This window comes from Streptomyces prunicolor NBRC 13075 (genome assembly GCF_000367365.1).
GTDB classification, from domain to species: Bacteria; Actinomycetota; Actinomycetes; order Streptomycetales; family Streptomycetaceae; genus Streptomyces; species Streptomyces prunicolor.
In genome coordinates this window covers 30,334-50,743 of the sequence record NZ_BARF01000012.1, presented here as the reverse complement: position 1 = coordinate 50,743, position 20,410 = coordinate 30,334, and the positions used below count along the sequence as shown (strand labels likewise).

Below are 20,410 nucleotides of genomic sequence, written 5' to 3'. Positions count from 1 at the left end.
GGCTGGCTGCCTCCTCTCAGAACTCTCAGGTCTCTCAGGTCGTTTGTGTGTGTGGAGGGTGAGTACGGCTGTGTGTCGCTTACCTCGCCAGGGCTCCCAGCGGGAGTTCCAGGCGGACCTCCGTGCCCGCGTCGTGGCCGCCCTTGCCGATGCGGATGCGGGCGCCGACCGACGCCGCCCGTTCGACCATGCCGACCAGGCCGAAGTGGCCTGCCCTGCGCAGCTGTTCCAGGGTGGTGCCGGCAGGCAGGCCGCGGCCGTCGTCGTAGACGCTGATGCGGAGGAGGTTGTCGTGGACCCCGGCCTCCACGTCGACCTTGGTGGGGGTCGCGTGGCGGTGGGCGTTCTCCATCGCTTCCGTCGCGATGGTGAGGAGTTGGCGGGCCACGGCGGGCGGGACCGGCGGCACGCCGTGTTCGCCGGTCGGGCGGTAGGTCGTGGGCAGGCCGGTCCTGGTGCTGAAGTCCCTTGTGCGGGCGGCCAGTTCGACCAGTACGTCCGTGCCCTCGTCCGGGTCGGCCTCGCGCCGTAGGTCCGCAAGGAGTTCGCGGGATTCCGCCGCCGCCCTGCGCGCCGAGCGGGCCACCAGTTCCGCCTGTTGCCTGATCAGGGTCGGGTTCATGTGGTCCGCGCCCGCCGAACCGGCCAGTCCGTCCGCCGCGAGTGCCACGCCGTGCAGGGTCTTCGCCACCGAGTCGTGCAACTCCCTTGCCAGGCGGGCTCGTTCGGCCCCGACTGCTTCCGTTACGGCGAGACGGGCTTGGACCGTCGTCAAGGCCGTCGTGGCTTCGCCGAAGCGGAGCATCAGCTTGCGCAGGGTTACCCCCACCGCGCCGGCGATCACACACAGGCCGGGGAGCAGGAAGAACTGCGCCACGCCCTTGTGCGCGTCCGCCGCGGCGGTCTGTGCCAGCGCCAGGATCAACGCCTGGAGGCTCGCGAAGGCGGCGGCGCCTCGCCAGCCGTAGACGATGCCGGCGAGGAGGGGGGTGCAGACGCTGACGTAGGCGAGCGTGCTGGTGGGCCCTGCCGAGATCAGGAGCAGGGAGCCGAAGAGGGTGTCTACGGCCAGGAGGGAGGGGTGGCGTAGGAGGAGGGGGCCGAAGCGTTCCCAGTCTCGGAACAGGGTGTAGGAGGCCATGAAGGTGACCACTACTGCTGCGCCTACCAGGCGGGTTGCTACGCCGGGGGTGGCGTTGAGGAGGGCGGAGGGGGCGGCCAGGGCGATCATCGCGAGGCGGAAGCCGAAGACCTGCCTGCACATTGCTTGTAGCGCGCTGATCTGGATGGGGAGGGCGGGTTGGGGAGCTCCCCGGCCTTCGGCCGGGATCGTGTTCCCACCCGCACCACCCGTTTCGCCTTCGTGGTCGGGTGCGGGTGGCCCCTGTGGGGCTCCCCCACCGTCGGCGGCCAGCCGTTCCATGCCCGGCTGTGCCGGCGGCCTCGGTACCCCCGACAGCCTCGCCCGCGCCGGCGTCACCGAAGTCACCGGAATGTCCGTCGCCCCCGACCGCACATGCTCCGGCAGCACCGTCCCCGCCGGCGGTGTCGTGATCTCCGGCGGTTTGGGGCGGCGGCGCAGCAGTCCCGTACGTGCACGTTCGTCCGTGGTCGCCATCGGTCAAGTCGCCCCCGTCCCCGTCTACTTGCCCGTGAGCGTGCTGAAGTCCGTGCCGGAGCCGAGCAACAGCCCCGCGCCCAGCAGCAGCAGCGTGGCCGGGACCATGAACGTGGTGATCATCATGGTGGCCTTGGGGACCGCACGGGCCGCCTTACGACGGGCGTTCTGCGCGTCCGTGCGGCGCATGTCCTTCGCCAGCGACACCAACGTGTCCACGATCGGCGCCCCCAGCTCCTCCCCCTGCTGCAACGCCGTGACGAACATGGCCACTTGCTCGCTGTCGTTCCGGCGCCGGAGCTCGGCGAAGGCGGCGCGGCGGCTCATGCCGAGGTCCATCTGGCGGAGGGTGATGCGGAGTTCGTCCGCCCACGGCCCTTCGTATTTCGAGGCGACGCGGTCCAGGGCCTGGCGGAAGCCCAGGCCCGCGCTCACCACGACCGCGAGGACGTCGAGGAAGTCCGGCAGGGTCCGTTCGATCACGTCCTTGCGGATGCGGATCGCCGACCAGATGCCGACCTCCGTCCAGAACGCGCCGAAGGCGAACAGGATGAGGGCGACGATGTAGTGCCCTTCGAGCAGCATCAGCAGGCCGCCGAAGCCGCCGAGGAAGCCGTAGACCGCCCGGCGGGCCGCGTAGCGGTCGATGGTCAGACCGCCGGGGTTGCCCGCGAGGTCTATCTTGCGGCGGTACTTGGCGACCAGCCTGGGGCCCATCAGGCGTAGGACCATCGGGGCGTAGCGCATGCCCATGCGGTCGATGAGGGAGTCGACCGCGCCGGTGCGGGTCGCGCCGACCTCCAGGGCCAGGACGAGGTCGCTGGGGAGTTTCGCGTCCGCCCGGTACATGCGGATGCCCGCGAAGACGCCCCACACGCTGAGGCCCATCACCAGGCCGAGTGCCAGTGCCACCATGTCTGCTCTCCTCCCCTCAGACGTCGATGCGGGACAGTCGGCGGATGAGGATGAAGCCGACCGCGTACAGCCCGAACGCGATGATCACGCAGGCCTGGCCGATCGGGGAGCCCGTCATCCGTTCCAGGGCGCCGGGTTTGACGCCGTCCATCAGGAAGAGGGCGCCCACGCCCATCACCGGAACGGCGTACGCCGTCATGTTGACCTGGGAGAGCTGGGTGCGGACCTCGCGGCGGGTCTCCTTGCGTTCCTCCAGGGTCTCCGTGAGGTTGCGCAGGGCGCTCACCACCTGGCCGCCCGCCCGGTTCGAGAGCACCAACGTCGTTACCAGGACGACCAGTTCGCGGGACGGTAGGCGGTCCGCCAGTTCGCTCAGCGCGTCGTCCATCGAGGCGCCTACCGCCAACTGGTTGGCCACCTTGGCGAGTTCCTCGCCGGCCGGTGCCTCCAGCTCCTCCGCCGCCATGCTGATCGAGGTGCGCAGTGCCAGGCCCGCGTGGGTCGCGTTGGCCATGATGCGGGCCAGTTCGGGGAGTTGGTTGATGAACTTCTCGATGCGCTTCTGGCGTTGCCAGTTGAGGAACTGGAACGCCACCCCGACGCCCAACAGGCCTGCTATCGGCCCGAAGAAGGGGGCCAGGGACGCCTGGCCGATGAGCCAGAGCGCCGCCACCGTGCCCAGCATGTAGACGAAGAACTCGCCCGGCGTCATGTCCAACCCCGTTGCCGCAAGCCGGAGTTCGAGCTGCCTGCCGAGCCGCGTACGGCGCAGTCTGCGGTCCAGGTCGCGGAAGCGGCGGACGCGGCCCACCTGGATCTGGCCGGTCGAGGAGAGGCGGTCGACCAGAGCCGCGCGCTGCGCCCTGCCCGTGGCGTAGGCGTGCACGCCGGCGACACCCAGGACGCAGGTCAGCAGGGTGATGCCGGTGGTGAGCGTGACGATCGTCTGGAGATCCATGGGGTCGGTCCCTACCTACTGGCTTCTCTGAGGGCGAGCTGTTCCGCGGTGTGGGCGACGCCGAAGGCCTGCGGCAGCGGCTGGCTCGCCATGTAGAGCCGGTCGGCGGTGCGGCGGGAGAGCGGGAAGTACTCGAAGGTGCCGTAGACCCGGCCGTCGGCGGAGATGGGCTGTGGGCTGAAGCGGGCCACCGTCGCCAGCCGGTACGGCTCGCTGCCGTGGCTGTCGAGGAGGGCGATCTCGGTGATGCGGCGGGCGCCGTCGGCGAAGCGGGTGAGCTGGATGATGACGTCGATGGCGCTGTTGATCTGGTCGTGGAGGGCTTCGAAGGGGACCTCGACCTCGGACATGGACGCCAGGGTCTTCAGGCGCATCAGCGCGTCCTCCGCGCTGTTCGCGTGGACCGTCGCGAGCGAGCCGTCGTGACCCGTCGACATCGCCTGGAGCATGTCGAGGGACTCGCCGCCTCGGACCTCACCGACCACGATCCGGTCGGGGCGCATGCGGAGGGAGTTGCGGACGAGGTCGCGGATGGTGACCTGGCCCTTGCCCTCCACGTTCGGCGGGCGGGCCTCCAGGCGGATCACGTGCGACTGCTGGAGCTGGAGTTCGGCGGAGTCCTCGATGGTGATGATGCGCTCGGTCTCCGGGATCAGGCCGGAGAGCGCGTTGAGGAGGGTCGTCTTTCCGGTGCCCGTCGCGCCCGACACGATGATGTTGAACTTCGCGTGCACCAGGCCCGCGAGGAGATACAGCATGTGCTCGTCCAGCGAGCCGAAGCCGACCATCTCCTGGAGCGTGAAGGAGCGCGGGAAGCGGCGGATGGTGAGCGTCGCGCCGGTCAGCGAGAGCGGCGGGATGATCACGTTGACGCGCTCGCCGGACGGCAGTCGCGCGTCGACCATCGGATTCGACTCGTCCACGCGGCGGTTGACCGTCGACACGATCCGCTCGATGGTCTGCATCAGCTGGTCGTGCGAGGGGAAGCGGAGCGGCAACTGCTCGACCCGGCCGCCGCGTTCGACGAAGATCGCGTCCGGGCCGTTGACCATGATCTCGGTGATCGACGCGTCTTCGAGGAGCGGTTCGAGTATGCCGAGGCCCAGCGCCTCGTCGACGACCCGGCGGATCAACTGCGAGCGCTCGACGGTCGAGAGGACCGGTCCCTCACGGCTGATGATGTGCCCGAGTACCCGCTCCAACCGGGCCCGTCGCTCGGCGGCGGCCAGCGCGCTCATCTCCGCGAGGTCGATCTCCTCCAGGAGTTTGGCGCGGTACGTGGCGACCATGTGGCCGTCCTCGCCCCGATGGCCGTTCTCCTCGGGATGGTTGACTCGTTCCCGCAGGCCCATGAGTGCTGTGCTCCTTGCTCCGCGTTCAGTGGTCGAGCGGCATGGTGGCGGTCTTGCTGGCGTCTCCGAAGTCGTAGCCAGGGATGACGGAGGGGATGTGGATGGTGGCGGTGACCGTGACCGCGTCGCCGCCGAACGACTCCGGGCAGCTGACCGAGAGCCAGTCGCTGACGGCCTCGCTGCACGCCGGCTGGGCACCCTGCCTCAGCGAGGCGCTGCGCGCTCCGGCCCGGGCCGCCGTCCCCGCCTGCTCCGCGGTGTACGCGACCAGCCCGAGCTGCACCGCCGCCAGCGTGACGAGGAGCAGGACCGGGATGAACCCGAGGTATTCGATGGCGACTTGACCGCGGTCGCGCACCCTTCGGCGCCGATCGCGCGCTCGGAGGTCGTGGGCCATGTCAGTCCTTCGCCTCCTCTACGGCGCCCGCGTGGCCGTGCACCGTGAAGGGGAAGCCGATCGAGCCCGGGAAGAGGACGGGCACCTTGAGGTCGACGTCGGCCGTGACGAAACCCGTGCCTCCGCAGGTCACCGTGGCGTCCCCCTTCCACGGGCCGTCCAGCTTGTCGAGGCCTGCCTGTTCGCAGGCGGCCTGCCGCTCCCCCGGGGCCGCGGCCGTCCCCGCCCGCACCGCCTCGTCCGCAGCATTCCCCGCGAGCGTGAAGGTGTACCCCAGCAGCACGAACTGCCACATCAGCACCAGCGTCAGGATGATCAGCGGGGTCATGCCGAGGAACTCGATGGTGACTTGGCCCCGGTCCCGGTTCCGGTGCCGGCTCCGGTCCGGGTCTCGGTTCCGGTCCGGGTCCCGGTCCCGCTCACGCGAAGCCGTCGACAGCACGGCAGGCATCGAAGACATACGCATACGCATCCCCCGTTCACTCTCTCCGGCGCCGGAAGCTCACCGAGCCGCGATCGCCGCCGCCCCGCAACCGCCCGCTCTTCTGGGCGACTTCGGAGACCTTGACCAGTCCGAGTTCGCCCGCGAGACCCCAAAGGGCCTGTTTCACCACGCTCTTGTTGTCGAGTTCGTGGAGGCGGCCGGCGTCCACCGCGCCCTGGAGTTCCTTGAAGTTGGCGGGGATCGCGGTGGCGGCGACCGCCGTGCCGGTGATCCGCTGGATGAGGGCGGGCTGGATCTCCGTACCGCGCGTGTACCGGTTGACGACGATGGTCGTCTCCTCGGCCTTGCGGATCTGCAACCGGTCCCACATGCGGACGGTGCGCTTCGCGGCGCGTACGGCGACCACGTCCGGGGTGGTGAACAGCAGTGCCGTGTCGGCCATTTCGACGGCCGCCGCGCTCGCGCCGCTCATCTGGGCGCCGCAGTCGATGACGACGACCTCGTAGCGGGAGCGCAGCGCGCTGACGATCTGCCGGGCGGCCCGGTCGGTGACCTCCTCGCCGCGCTCGCCCTCGCCGGGGGCCAGCAGCAGCGCCATCCCGGTGTCGTGCCGGAACACGGCGTCGGCCAGCACCCGGGGTGAGATGTCGGTGATCGCGGCGAGGTCGACGACCGAGCGGCGGAACTGGACGTCCAGGTAGGAGGCGATGTCCCCGGTCTGGAGATCCATGTCGACGAGCGCGGCGCTACGGCCCGACGCCTGCGCGGCGAGGGCGAGTTGGATCGCGGCGAGGGTCGCGCCGACCCCGCCCTTGGCGCCGCTGACCGTGACGACGGTGCCGCCGACGCCGGTGAACACGTCGCCGCCGTGGCCCAGATGGCGCCGTACGCCCACCGACCAGGCGGCGACGGCCTGGACGCGGTTGGCCAACTCCTCGTAGCTCAGCGGCAGGGCGATCAGGCCGCGGGCGCCGGAGTCCATGGCGGCCTGGAAGAGGCCGGGGCTGGCGTCGGTGGTGACGAGGATGACGCCGACCGCGGGGAAGCGCAGCGCGACCTCGCGGACCAGCTCCAACGCCGGGACGGGACCGATGCGTTCATGCACCACCACGACCTCGGGCAGCTCGTCGACGGACTCGGCGGCGAGCCGGGCCAGGGTGTCGATGAGCTGCGTCGAGTCGGCCACCGGGGCCACCGGGTCGGCGTCCGGGAGCTGACTGAGCAGGGTCGTGATGGCGCGGATGGCGTCCGCGTCTCCGACCGCCGGAAGAATCCTGGTGGGCATGCGGGCCTCTCACTTGTCCTTCGCGAGTTCGTACGTCCGGTCCTGCTCGGGCACGGTCGTGGCACCGCCGGGCGCCACCAGCGCGAGCCGCACCCGCTCGGCGAACGACTCGGCGTAGGTGATGCGTTGGGCGTCGAGCGTGGAGAGCGCGAAGGTGATCGGTACGCCGTCGGTGGACGTCCGCTGGTTCTTGTCGCTGTTGCTGCCGGGGTCGAGGGCGGTGATGTGGCCGACGTCGATGACCCTCGCGTTGGTCACGATGATCTTCGACTGGTCGGGGTCGCCTTCCTTCGCGCCCTCGAAGGTGGCGTAGACGTTGACCGTCGAGCCCGGGGTGATCTTGCCGGCGACGCCGGTCGCCGCGTCGATCATGATGGCGACCTCCTGCTGCCCGGGCTGCAGGGCCGGCTGGTCCACGATCATGTCGGTCTGGAGCAGGGAGCCCGCGCGCAGCGTGGTCACGGCGATCTTGCCCGAGATCTGCCGCAGATCGGTCACGGCGTTGTCCGAGAGCCACCGCTTGGGCATCTCGATCTTCTTAAACTGGGCGGCGGTGAGGGCCGTGTACGGCGCCACGTTGTCCTTGACCTGGTACGCCGCGACCTCGGGACCGACCTTGGACTTCACGTCACGGATGACGGAGAGGACGCCGGCGAACGCGCCGAGGGCGCAGATCACCGACAGGAGCAGGAGTATCACGCCGCGGCGCTGACGGGAGTTCATGAACCGTACGACCTCATTGGGGGATGTCGGTCAAGCGGAGACGAGCGGATCGAGCGGATCGAGCGAGAGGGAACCGGGTCTGGCGGATCGTGTGCTGTAAGCGTGTCCTGTGTGTTGAGGACTTATCCGCTCGATGTTTGGTTCTCGTGAACGGGCGGTGTGGCGGAGCAGAAGACACAACGGTCGCCGATGACGTCGATGCCGCACCAGTGGCACACGGACTGCCGTACAGAGGTGACCAGTTGGTACAGCACCGATAGGTCGGGCAGATAGGTACAGAACTCGATCAACTTGCTCGTACCCCACCAACTCACCGATTCGGCGGGCAGAGTGGCCTCGCGCAGCCCCATCGCGTTCCACGCCGGGGCGAGGGTGGTGCCGATCCAGTCGGACTGCAGCTGCCCTTTGGCGACCAGCATCCAGGTGGCGAACTCCGGCCCCTCCAGGGCGACTCCGGGGGCGATCCGGACCAACTGCGGCTCGGGGTGGGCGATCACCGCGAACTGACTGCCGGGCACCCAGGACTTGGCGTGCGACTTGAGGCCGACGGGGACCCGGTCGAGTTTGGTGACCGAGCCGAGGACCGCGCCGGCGTGGATGTAGTGGGTGAGCAGCCGGCCGGCCGAGGCGAGCACGCCGGGACTCAGGTCGCAGGTCGCGAGCTGCCTCAACTGGCGGGCCAGGACGGCGAGTCCGAGCGGGGGCAGATTCGGACGGAACAGGGCGATCCGGTCGCTCTCCAGGATGGACCGGATCGTGTGCAGCCGTCGGTCCACACCCTCGGACACGGCCTGCGAGGACACGACGACGACATGCCCGTGCTGGTCGATCAGGGCCTGCATCTCCGACAGCGCCTGGTCCAGCGGTCGTTGATCGAGGTCCCGCAGGACGACGGCGGGCAGGGTCCGTTCGTCCTGTGCTGGCAGCGCCATGTCGGCGCTGGTCACGACAATGGCAGTTGGCACGCGCAGCTCCCCGTCTCACGCCTGTCGGCCCGCCGGCATTACTCCGGCACACCGAGTTGACTTCATTGCGTGACTACCTCAGCACTGTAACCACGCCCCTGTGACCGGAGAACAGCGTTTCTGTAGCTGTGCGGCAACTGTCATCGCACACAACGCGCCAAAACGGGACAGGTCGAGCAACTGGCAGGGCGTCGGCCCGGGTTGGACCGAGCACGGGCGCACGTCCGACCGACCGGGAAGTTGGTCTGGACCTCTTGACAGTGAGATTGGTCTGGACCAACTCTGGAGTCCAGTCGGTGGCCACCGTCGGCACAGTCACAGTCACAGCCCCCTCCAACTCCCCCACCGGAGGCATCAGTGGACCGCGCACCAGGCATGCCCGTCCTCAGGAAAAGACGTCTGTGGGCCGGGGTCGCCATGGCCGCCCTCGCCCTCTCCTTCGCGGGCACCGGCCAGGCGTCCGCCGCCGACATCAACAACGCCAAGAACGCCGGCTTCGAGTCGGGCCTGACCAACTGGACCTGTACGGCGGGCAGCGGCACGACCGTCTCGTCCCCGGTCCACAGCGGCGCCTCCGCGCTGAAGGCCACCCCGGCCGGCCAGGACAACGCCCAGTGCAGCGAGTCGGTCGCGGTGAAGCCCAACTCGACGTACACGCTGAGCGCGTGGGTGCAGGGCGGCTACTCCTACCTGGGCGTGACCGGCACGGGCACGACGGACGTCTCGACGTGGACCCCCGACACATCAGCCTGGAAGCAGCTGTCGACGACGTTCACGACGGGCGCCTCGACCACGTCCGTCTCGGTGTACACGCACGGCTGGTACGGCCAGGCCGCGTACTACGCGGACGACATCTCGGTCTACGGCCCGGACGGCGGCGGTGGCAGCGACCCGGCCCCGACGGTCCCGGCGACACCGACGGGGGTGACGGTCCCCTCGACGACCTCTTCCTCGGTCTCCCTCGCGTGGAGCGCGGTGTCGGGAGCGACGGGCTACAACGTCTACCGCAGCGGCACGAAGATCACGGCGGTGACCGGAACGTCCGCCACGATCACGGGACTTGCGGCCTCCACGTCGTACTCCTTCCAGATCACGGCGACCAACTCGGCCGGTGAGTCGGGCAAGTCGACGGCGGTGACGGGCACGACGACGGCGACGGGCGGCAACGGCGGTACGGGGCTGCCAAAGCACGCGGTGACCGGCTACTGGCAGAACTTCAACAACGGCGCGACCGTCCAGAAGCTCTCGGCCGTCTCCTCCCAGTACGACATCATCGCGGTGGCCTTCGCGGACGCGACCTCGACGCCGGGCGCGGTCTCCTTCACGCTCGACTCGGCCGGCCTCGGCGGCTACACGGTCGACCAGTTCAAGGCGGACATCGCGGCCAAGCACGCGGCCGGCAAGAAGGTCATCATCTCGATCGGCGGCCAGAACGGCACGATCTCGGTGAGCGACTCGACGTCCGCGACGAACTTCGCCAACTCGGTCTACTCCCTGATGCAGACGTACGGCTTCGACGGCGTCGACATCGACCTGGAGAACGGCATCAACGCGACCTACATGACACAGGCGTTGAGGTCCCTCTCCTCGAAGGCGGGCTCGTCCCTCATCATCACGATGGCCCCGCAGACGATCGACATGCAGTCGACGTCGAACGCGTACTTCCAGACGGCCCTGAACATCAAGGACATCCTCACGGTCGTCAACATGCAGTACTACAACAGCGGCACGATGCTGGGCTGCGACGGCAAGGTCTACGGCCAGGGCACAGTCGACTTCCTGACAGCCCTCGCCTGCATCCAACTCCAGGGCGGCCTCTCCCCCTCCCAGGTGGGCCTGGGCCTCCCGGCCTCGACCAGCGCGGCCGGCAGCGGCTACGTCTCCCCCACCATCGTGAACAACGCCCTCGACTGCCTGACCGCCGGCACCAACTGCGGCACCTTCAAGCCGTCGAAGACGTACCCCGACCTCCGGGGCGCGATGACATGGTCGACGAACTGGGACGCGGCCGCGGGGAGTTCGTGGTCGAACTCGGTGGGGGCGCATGTGCACGCGTTGCCGTAGAAGCGCACCGGCATGAGGTGAGGACGGCACCGCTGCGGGCGGCGCCGTCACTCGCCAGGGGCGATGCGCCGATCCATTACGGCCTCGATGAAATCCGTTGGCGGCTTGTAGGAGTGGTTCGACACATAGTGGAGGACCAGGTCTGGCGCGATCAACCATTCTCCGGACTCGGCGACCACTCGAATCTCGGCCCCGCCGAGGGAAAGTTTCTGCCCACCTACGTCGACAGTGGTCGGGTAGGGCTCTGTGTAACCGACGTGAGCGAGCCGACAGCTGTGCCATCCCCGCATCTTCATTCGGCGACTGTCCCTCACCATCACGGCCAGTGCGTCGGTAAAGCCCTCGGGAACTTCACCTTGCGTGTATTCCTCACCCGGCTCCAGCCATCCCACATTGACGGCGCTCACTCCTGCCGGGATCGACTCCTTGACGTATTCGTACGGAGACAGATCTTCATAATAGGTCATATTGGATTTCCTAGCCGATCGGGATGATGGATCTACAGGCCGCCCAGTGTACCGAGCCCATGTTGGGGCGGAGCAGGTCAGAAAGGAGAGTCTCCGCTGACACGGTTACATTGCGCGGCTTGCCCAGGATATTCAGGCCGTCTCCCGGGAACAGTGAGTAGTTGGGTAGTTTTTCTCCGGGGCCGTACACCTTGAGCGCCGTCGGATCACTCGTTTCAATCTTGTTTCCGAGAGCGTCGGATATCGTTTCTCCGTGATTACTGTACATGTGGAGGCGAGTTCCCTCTGGAACAGTGACGATCGATCCATCGCCTTCACGTATTCCACCGTGCCCGCTGAGGACCAACTCGTTGTCTGGCCTCCCTATTTCACGCACATCGATGATTCCGTCGTTCCCTGCGACAAAGCTCGGGGCAATTCCTGTGGCAGGCTTTTTCGGGGCCAGCCCCAGAGGGTCGATCCAGATGGTCGGATTATGAACGTATGTATCTGGATTCGGAGCGGCTGGCAGGCCGAGGGGGTCGGGGCTGATGTATCGCGCAGTTTCGGGATCGTAGTGACGGAAGTAGTTGTAGTGGAGACCGGTTTCGGGGTCGAAGTACTGGCCGGGAAAGCGCAGAGGAGTATAGGTGGTGCTGTTGGCTGCCCAGGCAGTGGTGCCCCACAGAGTGCTTCGTGCGCGCCAAGCAATCTCACCCTGCTCATCGATGAGCTCGCTCGGAGTGCCGACGAGGTCAGTGACGATCGCAAAGAAGCGGGAGTCGATTTCCTCTTGCGGGGCGTCGGCCGACCCGATGCGTTCGGTCTGCGCTATAGGGCGCAGACCCTGGTGGTCCCAGGTGAGTGTGAGCGCGTTGGGCAGGTCCAGGGACGTTGTGGTCTGTTCGCAAAGAGTGGTGCCGTCCCAGGTGAAGTCGACCCGTTCGACGATCGTTTCACCGTCGGAGGCCGGGCGCACTTTGGCTGCCCGGCGGCCGAGCGGATCGTAGGTGTAGCGCCAACGGGTGCCATCCGGGGTCGTGACCTGGGTGAGGCGGTCTTCGGCGTCCCATTCGTAACACCAGGTGTCCGGTTTGCGCGACAGTCGGGTCTTCTGGCGCCGGGTGATGCGGCCGAGGGCATCGTGCTCGTAGCGGACCTTGCCCGCGCGGGTGATGCGCGTGCCTGTGTATTCGCGTGCGCCGACTGCCTCTCCACCGGGATGGCTGGACGGCCAGGATGCCTGGGTCTGGTTTCCCGCGGCGTCGTATGCGTATTCCTCGGTCCAGTTCGCGGCGCGGACGGCCGTCACTCGGCCTGCCGCGTCCAGGTCGAAGCGTCGGGAGCCGGACAGCTGGTCATCAATGCTGATCAGGTTGCCGTCAGAGCGGTAGGTGTACGTGCGGGACTGGACGGTGCGGCCCCGCGCACCCGTCACCCCCTGCGCCGTCAGACGGCCGAGCGCGTCAAACCCGTGCTCCAGAGTCACCATCTCGTCGATACGGCGCGAAATTTCGCGGCCCGCCATGTCGTAGGTGAAGTCGATGGCCCGACCCGAAGCCACCATCCCGGTGCGGCGCCCGGCAGCGTCGTACGCCCACGTCGTCGTTGCTCCGGTTGGGGTCGTACGGCCATTTCGACGGCCCGACTGGTCGTACGTGTAGGTCAGCGTCCGCCCGTCGATCGTCTCCGACCGCACCCGGCCGAATCGGTCCCGCAACAGCGTCAACACCGAGCCGTCGGAGCCCGTGGACCGGGCTAGTTGGTCGGTCAAGTCGTAGGCATACGTTGTGACCAGGCCAGCCGCGTCTTTACGAACGACGCGGCCCAACTCATCTCGCTCGAAGGTCACGACCTCGCCGAGCGCGTTCGCACGGGACACCACACGGTTCGCCGTGTCGTACGCGTACGTGAGCGTGCGGTCGTCGAAGTCCGTCTCCGTGACCAGCCGTCCGGCCGCGTCGTACTCGTAGCTCCACGTCAGGCCCTGCGGGCTGGTCACCCTGGTCAGCCGCAGTTCCTTGTCGTGGGCGAACTCGTAGCGCACTCCGTCCGGGCTGGTGCGGGCCGTGAGCAGGTCGAAGTGGGTGTACTCGAAGCGGGAGATGCCACCCATGGGGTCGGTGTGGCTGGTGCAGTTGCCCTCACCGTCGTACGTCCACGACTCCGTCGCGCCGTCCGCTGCCGTACGGCGGTCGAGATGGCCCTCGACCGTCCACTCCAGATGTGTTGTGGAGCCTGCGGGATCGGTGATGGCAACGGGGCGACCGAAGGCGTCCCGTTCATAGCGTATGAGCGAGCCGAGCGGGTCCGTGATCTCCAGCGGGAGGCCCGCGCGATCGCATACGACCGTTGTCGTGTGGCCGAGCGGGTCGGTCACTGAGGCCAGGTGGCCCGCATCGTTGTAGGTGAATCGGGTGGTCTGACCTGACGGTGTGGTGACCGATGTGCGGTTGCCGCGCGCGTCGTATGACTGTCGGACGACCGTGCCGTCCGGATTCACCACCTTGATCGGCAGACCGAGTTCGTTGTATTCGGCTCTGGCCTCGCGACCGTCGGGACGGGTCAGGGCGAGCAGGTTGCCGGTCTCGTCATAACGGAACGTGGTCCGGTGGCCGAGTGGGTCGGACTGGGAGAGGAGCCGATGATAACGGTCGCGTTGGAAGCGGGTGACCGCGCCGAGTGGATCGATTTCGGCGACGATCTGACATGCCTTGTTGACGACGTAACGACGGATGTGACCCTCGCCAGTGGTCGCCGTGGTCATACGCAGGCCGGTTTCCGGGTCCGTCTCGTCGTAGGACAGGCGCAGGGTCATGTGCCCCTGTGTGCCGCCCTGGGCGATGCAGCGGTCCTGGTCGTCGTACTCGTAGGTGTAGCCACGGTTGTTGGTATCCGTCCACGAGGTGACACGGCCAGCTTCGTCGTAGGTGAAACGCAGCGGCAAGCCCGACGAGTTGACGACCTCTGCCAGCTGACCATCGGTGTAGCCGTAACGCACCAGCACCTGTTCAGCTGCCAACAGACTGAGGGCTGTGACTCTGCCCGCCTCCGTGGCAATACGGACGTCGTAGCCGGAACTGGAGACAATCCCGAGAGGGGTTCCGTCTGCGTCGTACTCGAAGGTGATCCAGTTGCCGTTGCGGTCGTCGATCTGTTCCAGGACCGCCAGGTCGTCGCCGTGGTCGGCGAAATGCCAAACACGGCCGACGTGCGGGTCGGTGACGGTGTAGCCGCCCTCTTTGCGGTCCAGTGGCCAGCGCGGGCCATGGCTGGGAAGCGTCGGCAGGCCCGGGCCGGATGCGGATACGCCAGCAGGAGGCCGTCCTCCGAGACGAGGACGACACCTTCCGAGTCGATCTCCAGGCGCTGGTCGAGGGTGGAGGACCAGGACGGGCCGAACCAGCGGCCGAAGCGGTAGCCCGACTCCACCCGCCGTTTGAAGACGAGGGGGAGCACGCCCGGCAGCGTCAAGTCTGTCTGCGGCAGGTACATCCGGCCAGTGCTGAGGTCGATGGGGTCAGAGGGGTCCTCCTTGACCTTTTCGCTGGGATTGGGGGTGTCGTACTTCTCCGGGTTGCTTTTGGCCGTGTCCGCAGCGGACTTCTCGGCGACGTCCGTCCCTTGCTTGAGAACCGTCTGTTCCGCCGCGCTCTCCAGGCCTTCCTTAGCCGTGAGCCGGGCCAGTCCTGCTTCCAGCCCCGCCCCGTCCCCGATCAGGTTCGGAAACAGTCGTCCCGTCCCCTCCGAGGGGTCCTTCATGAAGTCGTCCAGCATCGTCTTCGCGGCGCGCTCGGGGTGCGCGGCCGTCGAAACCAGGCCCGCCAGCGTCATGTTGACGTTCTGGACGTACGCCGCCGGGTGCGTGATGTTGTACGGGTCCATGGGGTTGAGGCCGCGGGCGAAGTTCAGGATGCCCGCCGTGCCCTTCACCACGCCGGCGTCGAAGTGCAGGATCTCCGTGTTGACGGCCTGGAAGCCGTCCGCCGCGTCCGCCTTCAGCCGGGTGAGTGGAGGTGGCTCGGCGGGGGCGTGGGCCAGGGCCTCGCGGACCGCGCTCGCGGCGGCGCTGCCCGCGTCGTCGCGCTGGCGACGCGCCTCGTCGAGGACCTCGTGGGCGCGCGCGGTATCGCTGCGGCCCGGATCCTTGAACTGCTCCAGCGGCGGTCCGGGGTCCTGGTCCGCCTTGATCGCCGCGTTGTAGGCGTCGACCTTCTTGTTGTACGCCCCCGCTGCCTGCTCGGAAGCCTTCGCGCCTCTCTGATACAGATCGATCGCGTCCCGCGCCTGCCCCTGCGCCCACTCCACCGTGTCCGCGTACGACGACAGCGCCTTGCCCGCCGCGTCGCACGCGTCCGCCGCCTGGAGCCACTTCGTGGGATGCATCGCGAATTTCCTGCGGAACGCCTCGGCCGCCTCGCCCTGCCAGGACGAGGAGTTGAGCCTGCGCATGCCGTCGCCGACCTTGTCGAACGCCGTGAAGAAGTCGGTCAGGTGCTTCGCCGCCGCCCGGATCGCCTTCGCGTCACCGTGGACCAGATCCTTGGGCTCATCGCTGTCGCCGAGCTGCCGCTCGCCCGGGGTCGCGCCCAGCTCCGAGGCGATACGGTCGCCGTAGTCCTCGACCTTGTCCGCCAGGCCGTTTGCCCCGACCGTGTCCAGCACCTGTCCGGCGGCATCGGTGTTCGCCTTGACGAACTCGCCGGCGAGCTTCCTGCCTCCGTCGACCACCTCGCCGACCTCGCCCAGCCCGGAGTTGACCAGATCACCGATGCCCATCAGCCCGCGTCCCCGCCCTGCTGAGCCTGCTCCTGCGCGGCCTCCGCCGCCTTCGCCCGCTCCTCCGGCGACGGGCCCAACCCGCCGTCCAGGAACTCGTTGTACTCGTCCCCGCTCAGCCCCGCCGCCATCGCCGCGTTCGCCGGGTTGAGGCCCGGGCCCAACAGGCCGACCGTGTGCGAGGTCATCACGTCCCGCGCCGCGTCCTTGTAGGCCTGCCCGCTGTTGTCCAGCGCCTTGTCCATCGACGCGGCGCTGTAGTCCACGCCGCCCGTGTACTCGTTGTCGCGCACCAGGTCGCCCCAGCTCTGCTGGGTCACGTCGTCCTCCGACGCGTACGGGTTGCCCATCCCCGCGTTCACCACGATCTTCATCGTGCCCTCGACGTACTGGTCCGTCTCGTAGAGGGTGCCCGCCGAAAGACCCACGCCCGTCGCGAAGCTGTTGCCCTCGTTCACCAGCGCGCGCACGCCCCACTCCCAGCGTTCGCAGAACGACGTGAATCCCGACAGCAACTCCTCGTTGCCCAACTCCAGCCCGGAGAGGGCGAGTTCCGAGAATCCGCGGCCCGCTCCGGCCAGGCTGTCGATGCCCAGGTCCTTCAACTCGCCCAGCACCAGGGTGATCCCCTGCGCGATCTCGTCGAGCCCGGCCGCCCTGATGTCCTCGCCGCTGCTCCCGTTGCTCCCGCCGCTGTCCCCGCTCATCCCCGTATCCCCTCCGCGCCCGCGTCCGCGTCCAGCGCCGCCGACTCCGGCACGATCCCCGTCACCGGCGGAAACAGCGCCCCTTCGCCCTCGGTGCCCACATCCAGCGCGACTCCGCACGGCGCACCCACAGCGCTCACAGCCGACACCGTCACGTCCAACAACCGGGCTCCCAGCAGCCGTTGATACGGCCACTTCCGCCCGCCTTCACCCCTCGCGATCGCGAACCTCGCCAACGCCGACTCGTTCGAAAACGCGTAGATCCACCGGATCCCACCGAAATCGCCGACCAGCGGTGCGTCGTCCTCATCGAGCGGTACGAGCACGGCCCTACGACGGAACTCACCCAGCAACACCCGGAACTCACGCCGCCTGTGGACCACATCACTGCTGTACACGCCGTACAACGGCTCGGATTCCTCGACCACGGCGGGAGGCAGCCGAGGATTCTCCTCCCCGGAGAGGCCCTCGCCCACCGCCTCCGGGCCGCTCATCTCCGCGTAATCCGACAGGCGGGACCTTCGCATGCCCCCCGGCCTCGCCACCGCTTCCCCCGTGTTCAGACATGAGCGCGATCATCCCATTGGCGCGTTGGCGGACGCAATGAGTCTCGTTCGTTGCGGCTGCCCCGTTTCGGTAGGTAGGGGGCAAGGACGCTTGACATTCCGGTCAAGCCTCAATGACCGGCTGCGCTCCATACGTCGCCGCCATGGCCCTCGGCAGCGTCGCCCACATCCGCGTCCCGCCGCCCGGCTCGCGGGACTCGCCGAAACCCCAACTGCCGCCGCACGCACGGCAGACGCAGGCCAGGACGCGGAGGGCGGCTCGGCGGCGGGTGTCGCAGGCGGCGGCAAGGTGGGGCTGGGTGTGACGGGGATGGCTGTCATAGGCGCTCAGGCGGAGGGTGGATGCGCGGTAGCGGAGGGAGAGGTAGAAGTCCCGGGACTCGGTGAACTGGGCTGCGACTGCCGTCAGTTCGCTTACCGCCTGGAGTGCGGGGTCCAGCATGTCGTGCAGGCCGTGTGCTTTCAGGACCTCACGCATTGCCGCCTTCGCCAGGGCCGGACTGGCCAAGGCCGCGGGGAGCGTGAAGCTGTAGGCGAGGGTTTCAGGGGTTGGGGTGGTGGGGTCGGCCGTGTAGAGGGGAGCGAGGGGGCAGCGGGCATGGGCGTGGCTCCTTGTGCAGAGATCTGAGTGCGGATTCCTGTGGCGGCCGCCAGTGGCCTGTCTCCCTGACGCGAACCCGCCCCTCCCGGGGAAGGAGGTTGCGGGCAGGCTCGCGCGATGCACTTCCGGCAGCCGTATGCAGCTTGCGCACTACTCAAAGTGCAGATTAGCGGGCCTAATTTGGCCCTGGTTAGTGAAATTTACGCCCCCCGCGTGGCTCGGTCGTACGCGTAAGCGGCAGACTGCACATGACCGCACGCGGAGGGAACGGCATGGCAGCGAGGACGTCGCCGACGGAGCGTCAGAAGCGACTGGGTGCCGAGGTCCGGAAGATGCGCACGTCGGCAGGCATGTCCGCGGAGAGCGCCGCCGCCCTGCTCGGCGTTGACCGGGGCAAGATCTCGCACATCGAGTCCGGTGTGCGGGCCATCAGCCCTGAGCGATTGCGTACCCTCGCATGCAACTGCGGCTGCCGGGACGAGCGGTATGTCGATGCGCTGGCGGACATGGCCCGCCCCGGCCGACGGGGGTGGTGGGACAAATACCGTGGGACACTCCCCCAAGGGCTCCTGGACATCGCCGAGTTGGAGGCACACGCCGTAGGGATGCGGGCGGCGTACACGGTGCACATCCCAGGTCTGCTGCAAACGTCCGACCACGCCCTGACCGTCTTCCGGGCCGTGCTCCCGCCGCTCCCTGAGCACGAGGTCGCCCTGCGCCTGGCTCACCGCGCGGAACGTCAGCAGGTGCTGGACGGCGACAATACGCCCGCGTTCGTGGGCATCGTCCATGAGGCCGCGCTCCGGATGCGGTTCGGTGGACGAGAGGTCGTCCGGACCCAGCTTGAACATCTCCTGAAGAAGTCCGAGCAGAGCAACGTGACGCTCAAGGTCATCACGTTCGAGGCAGGAACGTTCCCCGGAGCAGGGCTGACCGTCCTGTATGCCGAAGGTCCGGTCCCCGAGCTCGACACCGTCCAGACCGACAACTCGCATGGGCCCGATTTCCTTCACGCGGACGGTCAGTTGGCGAAGTACCGTGCCCACTTGGACTGGATGGAGCGCATGGCTCTGTCGCCAACGGCGTCACGCGACTTCATCCGCAGCATCGCCAACGACCTGTGAGGAGAGGCCCGATGGACGACATCAGGTGGGAAGAGCCGTTCTGCGGTGAGGGAAACTCCTGCTTCCGCCTCGGCACCGACCCCCAAGGCCACGCCTACATAGCCGTAGCCGGTCAGGAGGACCGCTACCTGACCGACTCCCGCGAAGCCCTCCGTACCCTCATCCTCGACATCAAGGCGGGCAAGGCCGACCACCTCCTCTGAGACGGTCAGTCCTTCCGGTCAGCCCATCGGGCGGTGGTGGCCCAGCACCTGGGCCAACTGCCAGAACCACCCGCGCAAGATCTCCCGCGGCTTCGCGTCCACCACGCACTCGTACACCCCGCCGTCGACGTAGACCACCGCGACCATGAGCGCCTTCCCGCTCGGGCTTGCCTTGTCGTAGACGCTGCGGATCTCGGGCCAGATGAAGTCTGCGGTCCGGTCGTGGTCCTCGAAGGCGACGGCGGGGGCGGCGGACCGAAGCCCTGTGGCTGCTGCATCAGCGGTCGAGGGAGTGCAGGCACAGGTTCGTCGTGCCGACCTCGCTGTACTCCTGGTCCGCGAGCATCTCCCCCGTCGGGCAGCCCTCCACCCCAGGGTCCCGTGACACGGTATTGGGCATCGGACGATCCGCAAGACACCGTCTTGCGGACGCTCACCAGCGCGGCCGGAGCCGCTCCGCACACCTGGCACACCGGGACGGGCGCGGGACCCTGCCATCCGTAGGACGGAGACGGCGCGTACGAGCCTGCGGGGAACTGCGTGGTCAACGAAGCCTCCGGCGATGATCAAACAGCCGATGAAGCACCGTACCTGTCCAGCCGATCAGCCCAACCTGAAACATTTCTGTGGGCCCACCGCATCAATAGAAGTGAGGGCGGCACCGACAACAGCCCTCGGGGGGCAGGGGGATCAGGCATGAGACGACAGGAACGTGCCGACGCGTACGAGGAGTTCGCCGCCGCGCGTGCCGGGCATCTCTACCGGTCCGCCTGTCTGCTGACCGCCGGGGACACGCATCTCGCCGAGGATCTGGTGCAGGAGACCCTCGGCAAGCTGTACGTCGGCTGGGGACGGCTCTCCCGGGTCGGCAACCCCGCCGGGTACGCCCAGACCGTCCTCACCCGTACCTACCTCGCCCATCAGCGGCGCCGCAGCAGCACCGAGCGCGCCACCGACCTGCTGCCCGACCTGCCCGACCCCGGCGCCTCGGGCGCGGACACGCCGTTGCGGCTGACCCTGCTCCAGGCCCTCTCCCGGCTGCCCGCCAAGGACCGGGCCGTGGTCGTCCTGCGGTACTGGGAGGACCGGTCCGTGGAGGAGACCGCCGATGTCATGCAGGTCAGTTCGGCCGCCGTACGCACCCGGTGCGTCCGCGCACTCGGCCGGCTGCGGGAGCTGCTCGGCGAGAACCTCGACGAATACGCCCGCCCCTGAACACCCCGCCCCGCCTTCACCCCCCAGTCGCCCCTTCTGCCAACTCC

Annotated in this window: 19 protein-coding genes and 2 pseudogenes; 4 read left to right on the top strand and 17 right to left on the bottom strand. The window is 68.2% G+C overall.

Annotated elements, in window-relative coordinates:
• Window positions 1-79 precede the first annotated feature (79 nt).
• The 9 genes from SPR02S_RS05355 to SPR02S_RS05315 all read right to left on the bottom strand — a co-directional run bounded on the left by SPR02S_RS05355 (window position 80) and on the right by SPR02S_RS05315 (window position 8,625).
• Complete coding sequence (locus SPR02S_RS05355; protein WP_026150242.1) at window positions 80-1,618, bottom strand: DUF8745 domain-containing protein; 1,539 nt, start codon at window positions 1,616-1,618, stop codon at window positions 80-82.
• Between the two features lie 24 nt (window positions 1,619-1,642).
• The gene (locus SPR02S_RS05350) at window positions 1,643-2,533 is read right to left on the bottom strand and encodes a DUF5936 domain-containing protein (RefSeq protein ID WP_019055900.1); all 891 of its coding nucleotides are present in this window, start codon (window positions 2,531-2,533) and stop codon (window positions 1,643-1,645) included.
• A 16-nt stretch (window positions 2,534-2,549) separates the two neighbouring features.
• Window positions 2,550-3,491 carry a type II secretion system F family protein gene (locus tag SPR02S_RS05345; protein ID WP_019055899.1) on the bottom strand — a complete coding sequence of 314 codons (942 nt, stop codon included), beginning with the start codon at window positions 3,489-3,491 and terminating at the stop codon, window positions 2,550-2,552.
• Window positions 3,492-3,502: 11 nt separating this feature from the next.
• Window positions 3,503-4,843, bottom strand: a complete 1,341-nt coding sequence (locus SPR02S_RS05340; protein ID WP_019055898.1) for a TadA family conjugal transfer-associated ATPase — start codon at window positions 4,841-4,843, stop codon at window positions 3,503-3,505.
• Between the two features lie 25 nt (window positions 4,844-4,868).
• Window positions 4,869-5,240: a TadE/TadG family type IV pilus assembly protein gene (locus tag SPR02S_RS05335; RefSeq protein ID WP_019055897.1), complete on the bottom strand. Its 372-nt coding sequence runs from the start codon at window positions 5,238-5,240 to the stop codon at window positions 4,869-4,871.
• Window position 5,241: 1 nt separating this feature from the next.
• On the bottom strand, window positions 5,242-5,568 hold the full coding sequence (locus SPR02S_RS55155; protein ID WP_245607500.1) for a pilus assembly protein: 327 nt from the start codon (window positions 5,566-5,568) through the stop codon (window positions 5,242-5,244).
• A gap of 151 nt (window positions 5,569-5,719) precedes the next feature.
• A complete protein-coding gene (locus SPR02S_RS05325) occupies window positions 5,720-6,970 on the bottom strand; it encodes a CpaE/TadZ family protein (RefSeq protein ID WP_019055895.1) in 1,251 nt (416 codons plus the stop codon).
• 9 nt (window positions 6,971-6,979) lie between these two features.
• Window positions 6,980-7,693 (bottom strand): Flp pilus assembly protein CpaB, encoded by a 714-nt coding sequence (gene cpaB, locus SPR02S_RS05320; protein ID WP_019055894.1) that lies wholly within the window; start codon window positions 7,691-7,693, stop codon window positions 6,980-6,982.
• A gap of 122 nt (window positions 7,694-7,815) precedes the next feature.
• The gene (locus SPR02S_RS05315; protein WP_304951741.1) at window positions 7,816-8,625 is read right to left on the bottom strand and encodes a hypothetical protein; all 810 of its coding nucleotides are present in this window, start codon (window positions 8,623-8,625) and stop codon (window positions 7,816-7,818) included.
• A 408-nt stretch (window positions 8,626-9,033) separates the two neighbouring features.
• Here SPR02S_RS05315 and SPR02S_RS05310 point away from each other — a divergent pair, with 408 nt between their 5' ends.
• A complete protein-coding gene (locus tag SPR02S_RS05310; RefSeq protein ID WP_174447522.1) occupies window positions 9,034-10,722 on the top strand; it encodes a chitinase in 1,689 nt (562 codons plus the stop codon).
• Between the two features lie 47 nt (window positions 10,723-10,769).
• Here SPR02S_RS05310 and SPR02S_RS05305 read toward each other — a convergent pair whose 3' ends face one another.
• The 6 genes and pseudogenes from SPR02S_RS05305 to SPR02S_RS55145 all read right to left on the bottom strand — a co-directional run.
• A complete protein-coding gene (locus tag SPR02S_RS05305) occupies window positions 10,770-11,189 on the bottom strand; it encodes a DUF7919 family protein (protein ID WP_019055891.1) in 420 nt (139 codons plus the stop codon).
• Between the two features lie 10 nt (window positions 11,190-11,199).
• A complete protein-coding gene (locus tag SPR02S_RS66090) occupies window positions 11,200-14,190 on the bottom strand; it encodes a putative adhesin (protein ID WP_373283276.1) in 2,991 nt (996 codons plus the stop codon).
• A 344-nt stretch (window positions 14,191-14,534) separates the two neighbouring features.
• Window positions 14,535-15,947 (bottom strand): annotated as a pseudogene (locus SPR02S_RS66085) (putative T7SS-secreted protein); the annotation flags it as partial.
• Window positions 15,947-16,654, bottom strand: coding sequence for a hypothetical protein (locus tag SPR02S_RS65650; protein ID WP_019055890.1), 708 nt, complete (start codon window positions 16,652-16,654; stop codon window positions 15,947-15,949). The gene SPR02S_RS65650 and the pseudogene SPR02S_RS66085, both read right to left, overlap by 1 nt.
• The gene (locus tag SPR02S_RS05290; RefSeq protein WP_020684160.1) at window positions 16,651-17,181 is read right to left on the bottom strand and encodes a hypothetical protein; all 531 of its coding nucleotides are present in this window, start codon (window positions 17,179-17,181) and stop codon (window positions 16,651-16,653) included. The genes SPR02S_RS65650 and SPR02S_RS05290 overlap by 4 nt, the downstream gene beginning before the upstream one ends.
• A 142-nt stretch (window positions 17,182-17,323) precedes the next feature.
• A pseudogene (locus SPR02S_RS55145) lies at window positions 17,324-17,815 on the bottom strand (ATP-binding protein); the annotation flags it as partial.
• A 278-nt stretch (window positions 17,816-18,093) separates the two neighbouring features.
• Here SPR02S_RS55145 and SPR02S_RS05280 point away from each other — a divergent pair.
• Together SPR02S_RS05280 and SPR02S_RS05275 are read left to right on the top strand one after the other, a co-directional pair.
• Window positions 18,094-18,945 (top strand): helix-turn-helix domain-containing protein, encoded by an 852-nt coding sequence (locus tag SPR02S_RS05280; RefSeq protein WP_019055887.1) that lies wholly within the window; start codon window positions 18,094-18,096, stop codon window positions 18,943-18,945.
• Window positions 18,946-18,956: 11 nt separating this feature from the next.
• Entirely contained in the window at window positions 18,957-19,148 is a 192-nt protein-coding gene (locus tag SPR02S_RS05275) for a hypothetical protein (RefSeq protein ID WP_019055886.1), read from the top strand.
• An 18-nt stretch (window positions 19,149-19,166) separates the two neighbouring features.
• Here the strand turns inward: SPR02S_RS05275 and SPR02S_RS65955 are convergent, their stop codons facing one another.
• Entirely contained in the window at window positions 19,167-19,295 is a 129-nt protein-coding gene (locus tag SPR02S_RS65955; RefSeq protein WP_019055885.1) for a hypothetical protein, read from the bottom strand.
• Between the two features lie 130 nt (window positions 19,296-19,425).
• The gene (locus SPR02S_RS65645; protein WP_020684159.1) at window positions 19,426-19,548 is read right to left on the bottom strand and encodes a hypothetical protein; all 123 of its coding nucleotides are present in this window, start codon (window positions 19,546-19,548) and stop codon (window positions 19,426-19,428) included.
• 296 nt (window positions 19,549-19,844) lie between these two features.
• Between SPR02S_RS65645 and SPR02S_RS05260 the strand changes: the two genes are divergently transcribed.
• Window positions 19,845-20,363 (top strand): SigE family RNA polymerase sigma factor, encoded by a 519-nt coding sequence (locus SPR02S_RS05260; protein WP_019055883.1) that lies wholly within the window; start codon window positions 19,845-19,847, stop codon window positions 20,361-20,363.
• Window positions 20,364-20,410 lie beyond the last annotated feature (47 nt).

Bases quoted from the DNA above. Each gene is read 5' to 3' on its own strand.
- cpaB (WP_019055894.1), bottom strand. From the start codon at position 7,693: ATGAACTCCCGTCAGCGCCGCGGCGTGATACTCCTGCTCCTGTCGGTG.
- SPR02S_RS05315 (WP_304951741.1), bottom strand. From the start codon at position 8,625: ATGGCGCTGCCAGCACAGGACGAACGGACCCTGCCCGCCGTCGTCCTG.
- SPR02S_RS65650 (WP_019055890.1), bottom strand. From the start codon at position 16,654: ATGAGCGGGGACAGCGGCGGGAGCAACGGGAGCAGCGGCGAGGACATC.
- SPR02S_RS05290 (WP_020684160.1), bottom strand. From the start codon at position 17,181: ATGCGAAGGTCCCGCCTGTCGGATTACGCGGAGATGAGCGGCCCGGAG.
- SPR02S_RS05325 (WP_019055895.1), bottom strand. From the start codon at position 6,970: ATGCCCACCAGGATTCTTCCGGCGGTCGGAGACGCGGACGCCATCCGC.
- SPR02S_RS05335 (WP_019055897.1), bottom strand. From the start codon at position 5,240: ATGGCCCACGACCTCCGAGCGCGCGATCGGCGCCGAAGGGTGCGCGAC.
- SPR02S_RS65955 (WP_019055885.1), bottom strand. From the start codon at position 19,295: ATGGTCGCGGTGGTCTACGTCGACGGCGGGGTGTACGAGTGCGTGGTG.
- SPR02S_RS05350 (WP_019055900.1), bottom strand. From the start codon at position 2,533: ATGGTGGCACTGGCACTCGGCCTGGTGATGGGCCTCAGCGTGTGGGGC.
- SPR02S_RS05280 (WP_019055887.1), top strand. From the start codon at position 18,094: ATGGCAGCGAGGACGTCGCCGACGGAGCGTCAGAAGCGACTGGGTGCC.
- SPR02S_RS05305 (WP_019055891.1), bottom strand. From the start codon at position 11,189: ATGACCTATTATGAAGATCTGTCTCCGTACGAATACGTCAAGGAGTCG.
- SPR02S_RS05260 (WP_019055883.1), top strand. From the start codon at position 19,845: ATGAGACGACAGGAACGTGCCGACGCGTACGAGGAGTTCGCCGCCGCG.
- SPR02S_RS05340 (WP_019055898.1), bottom strand. From the start codon at position 4,843: ATGGGCCTGCGGGAACGAGTCAACCATCCCGAGGAGAACGGCCATCGG.
- SPR02S_RS05345 (WP_019055899.1), bottom strand. From the start codon at position 3,491: ATGGATCTCCAGACGATCGTCACGCTCACCACCGGCATCACCCTGCTG.
- SPR02S_RS65645 (WP_020684159.1), bottom strand. From the start codon at position 19,548: ATGCCCAATACCGTGTCACGGGACCCTGGGGTGGAGGGCTGCCCGACG.
- SPR02S_RS05355 (WP_026150242.1), bottom strand. From the start codon at position 1,618: ATGGCGACCACGGACGAACGTGCACGTACGGGACTGCTGCGCCGCCGC.
- SPR02S_RS05275 (WP_019055886.1), top strand. From the start codon at position 18,957: ATGGACGACATCAGGTGGGAAGAGCCGTTCTGCGGTGAGGGAAACTCC.
- SPR02S_RS05310 (WP_174447522.1), top strand. From the start codon at position 9,034: ATGCCCGTCCTCAGGAAAAGACGTCTGTGGGCCGGGGTCGCCATGGCC.
- SPR02S_RS55155 (WP_245607500.1), bottom strand. From the start codon at position 5,568: ATGACCCCGCTGATCATCCTGACGCTGGTGCTGATGTGGCAGTTCGTG.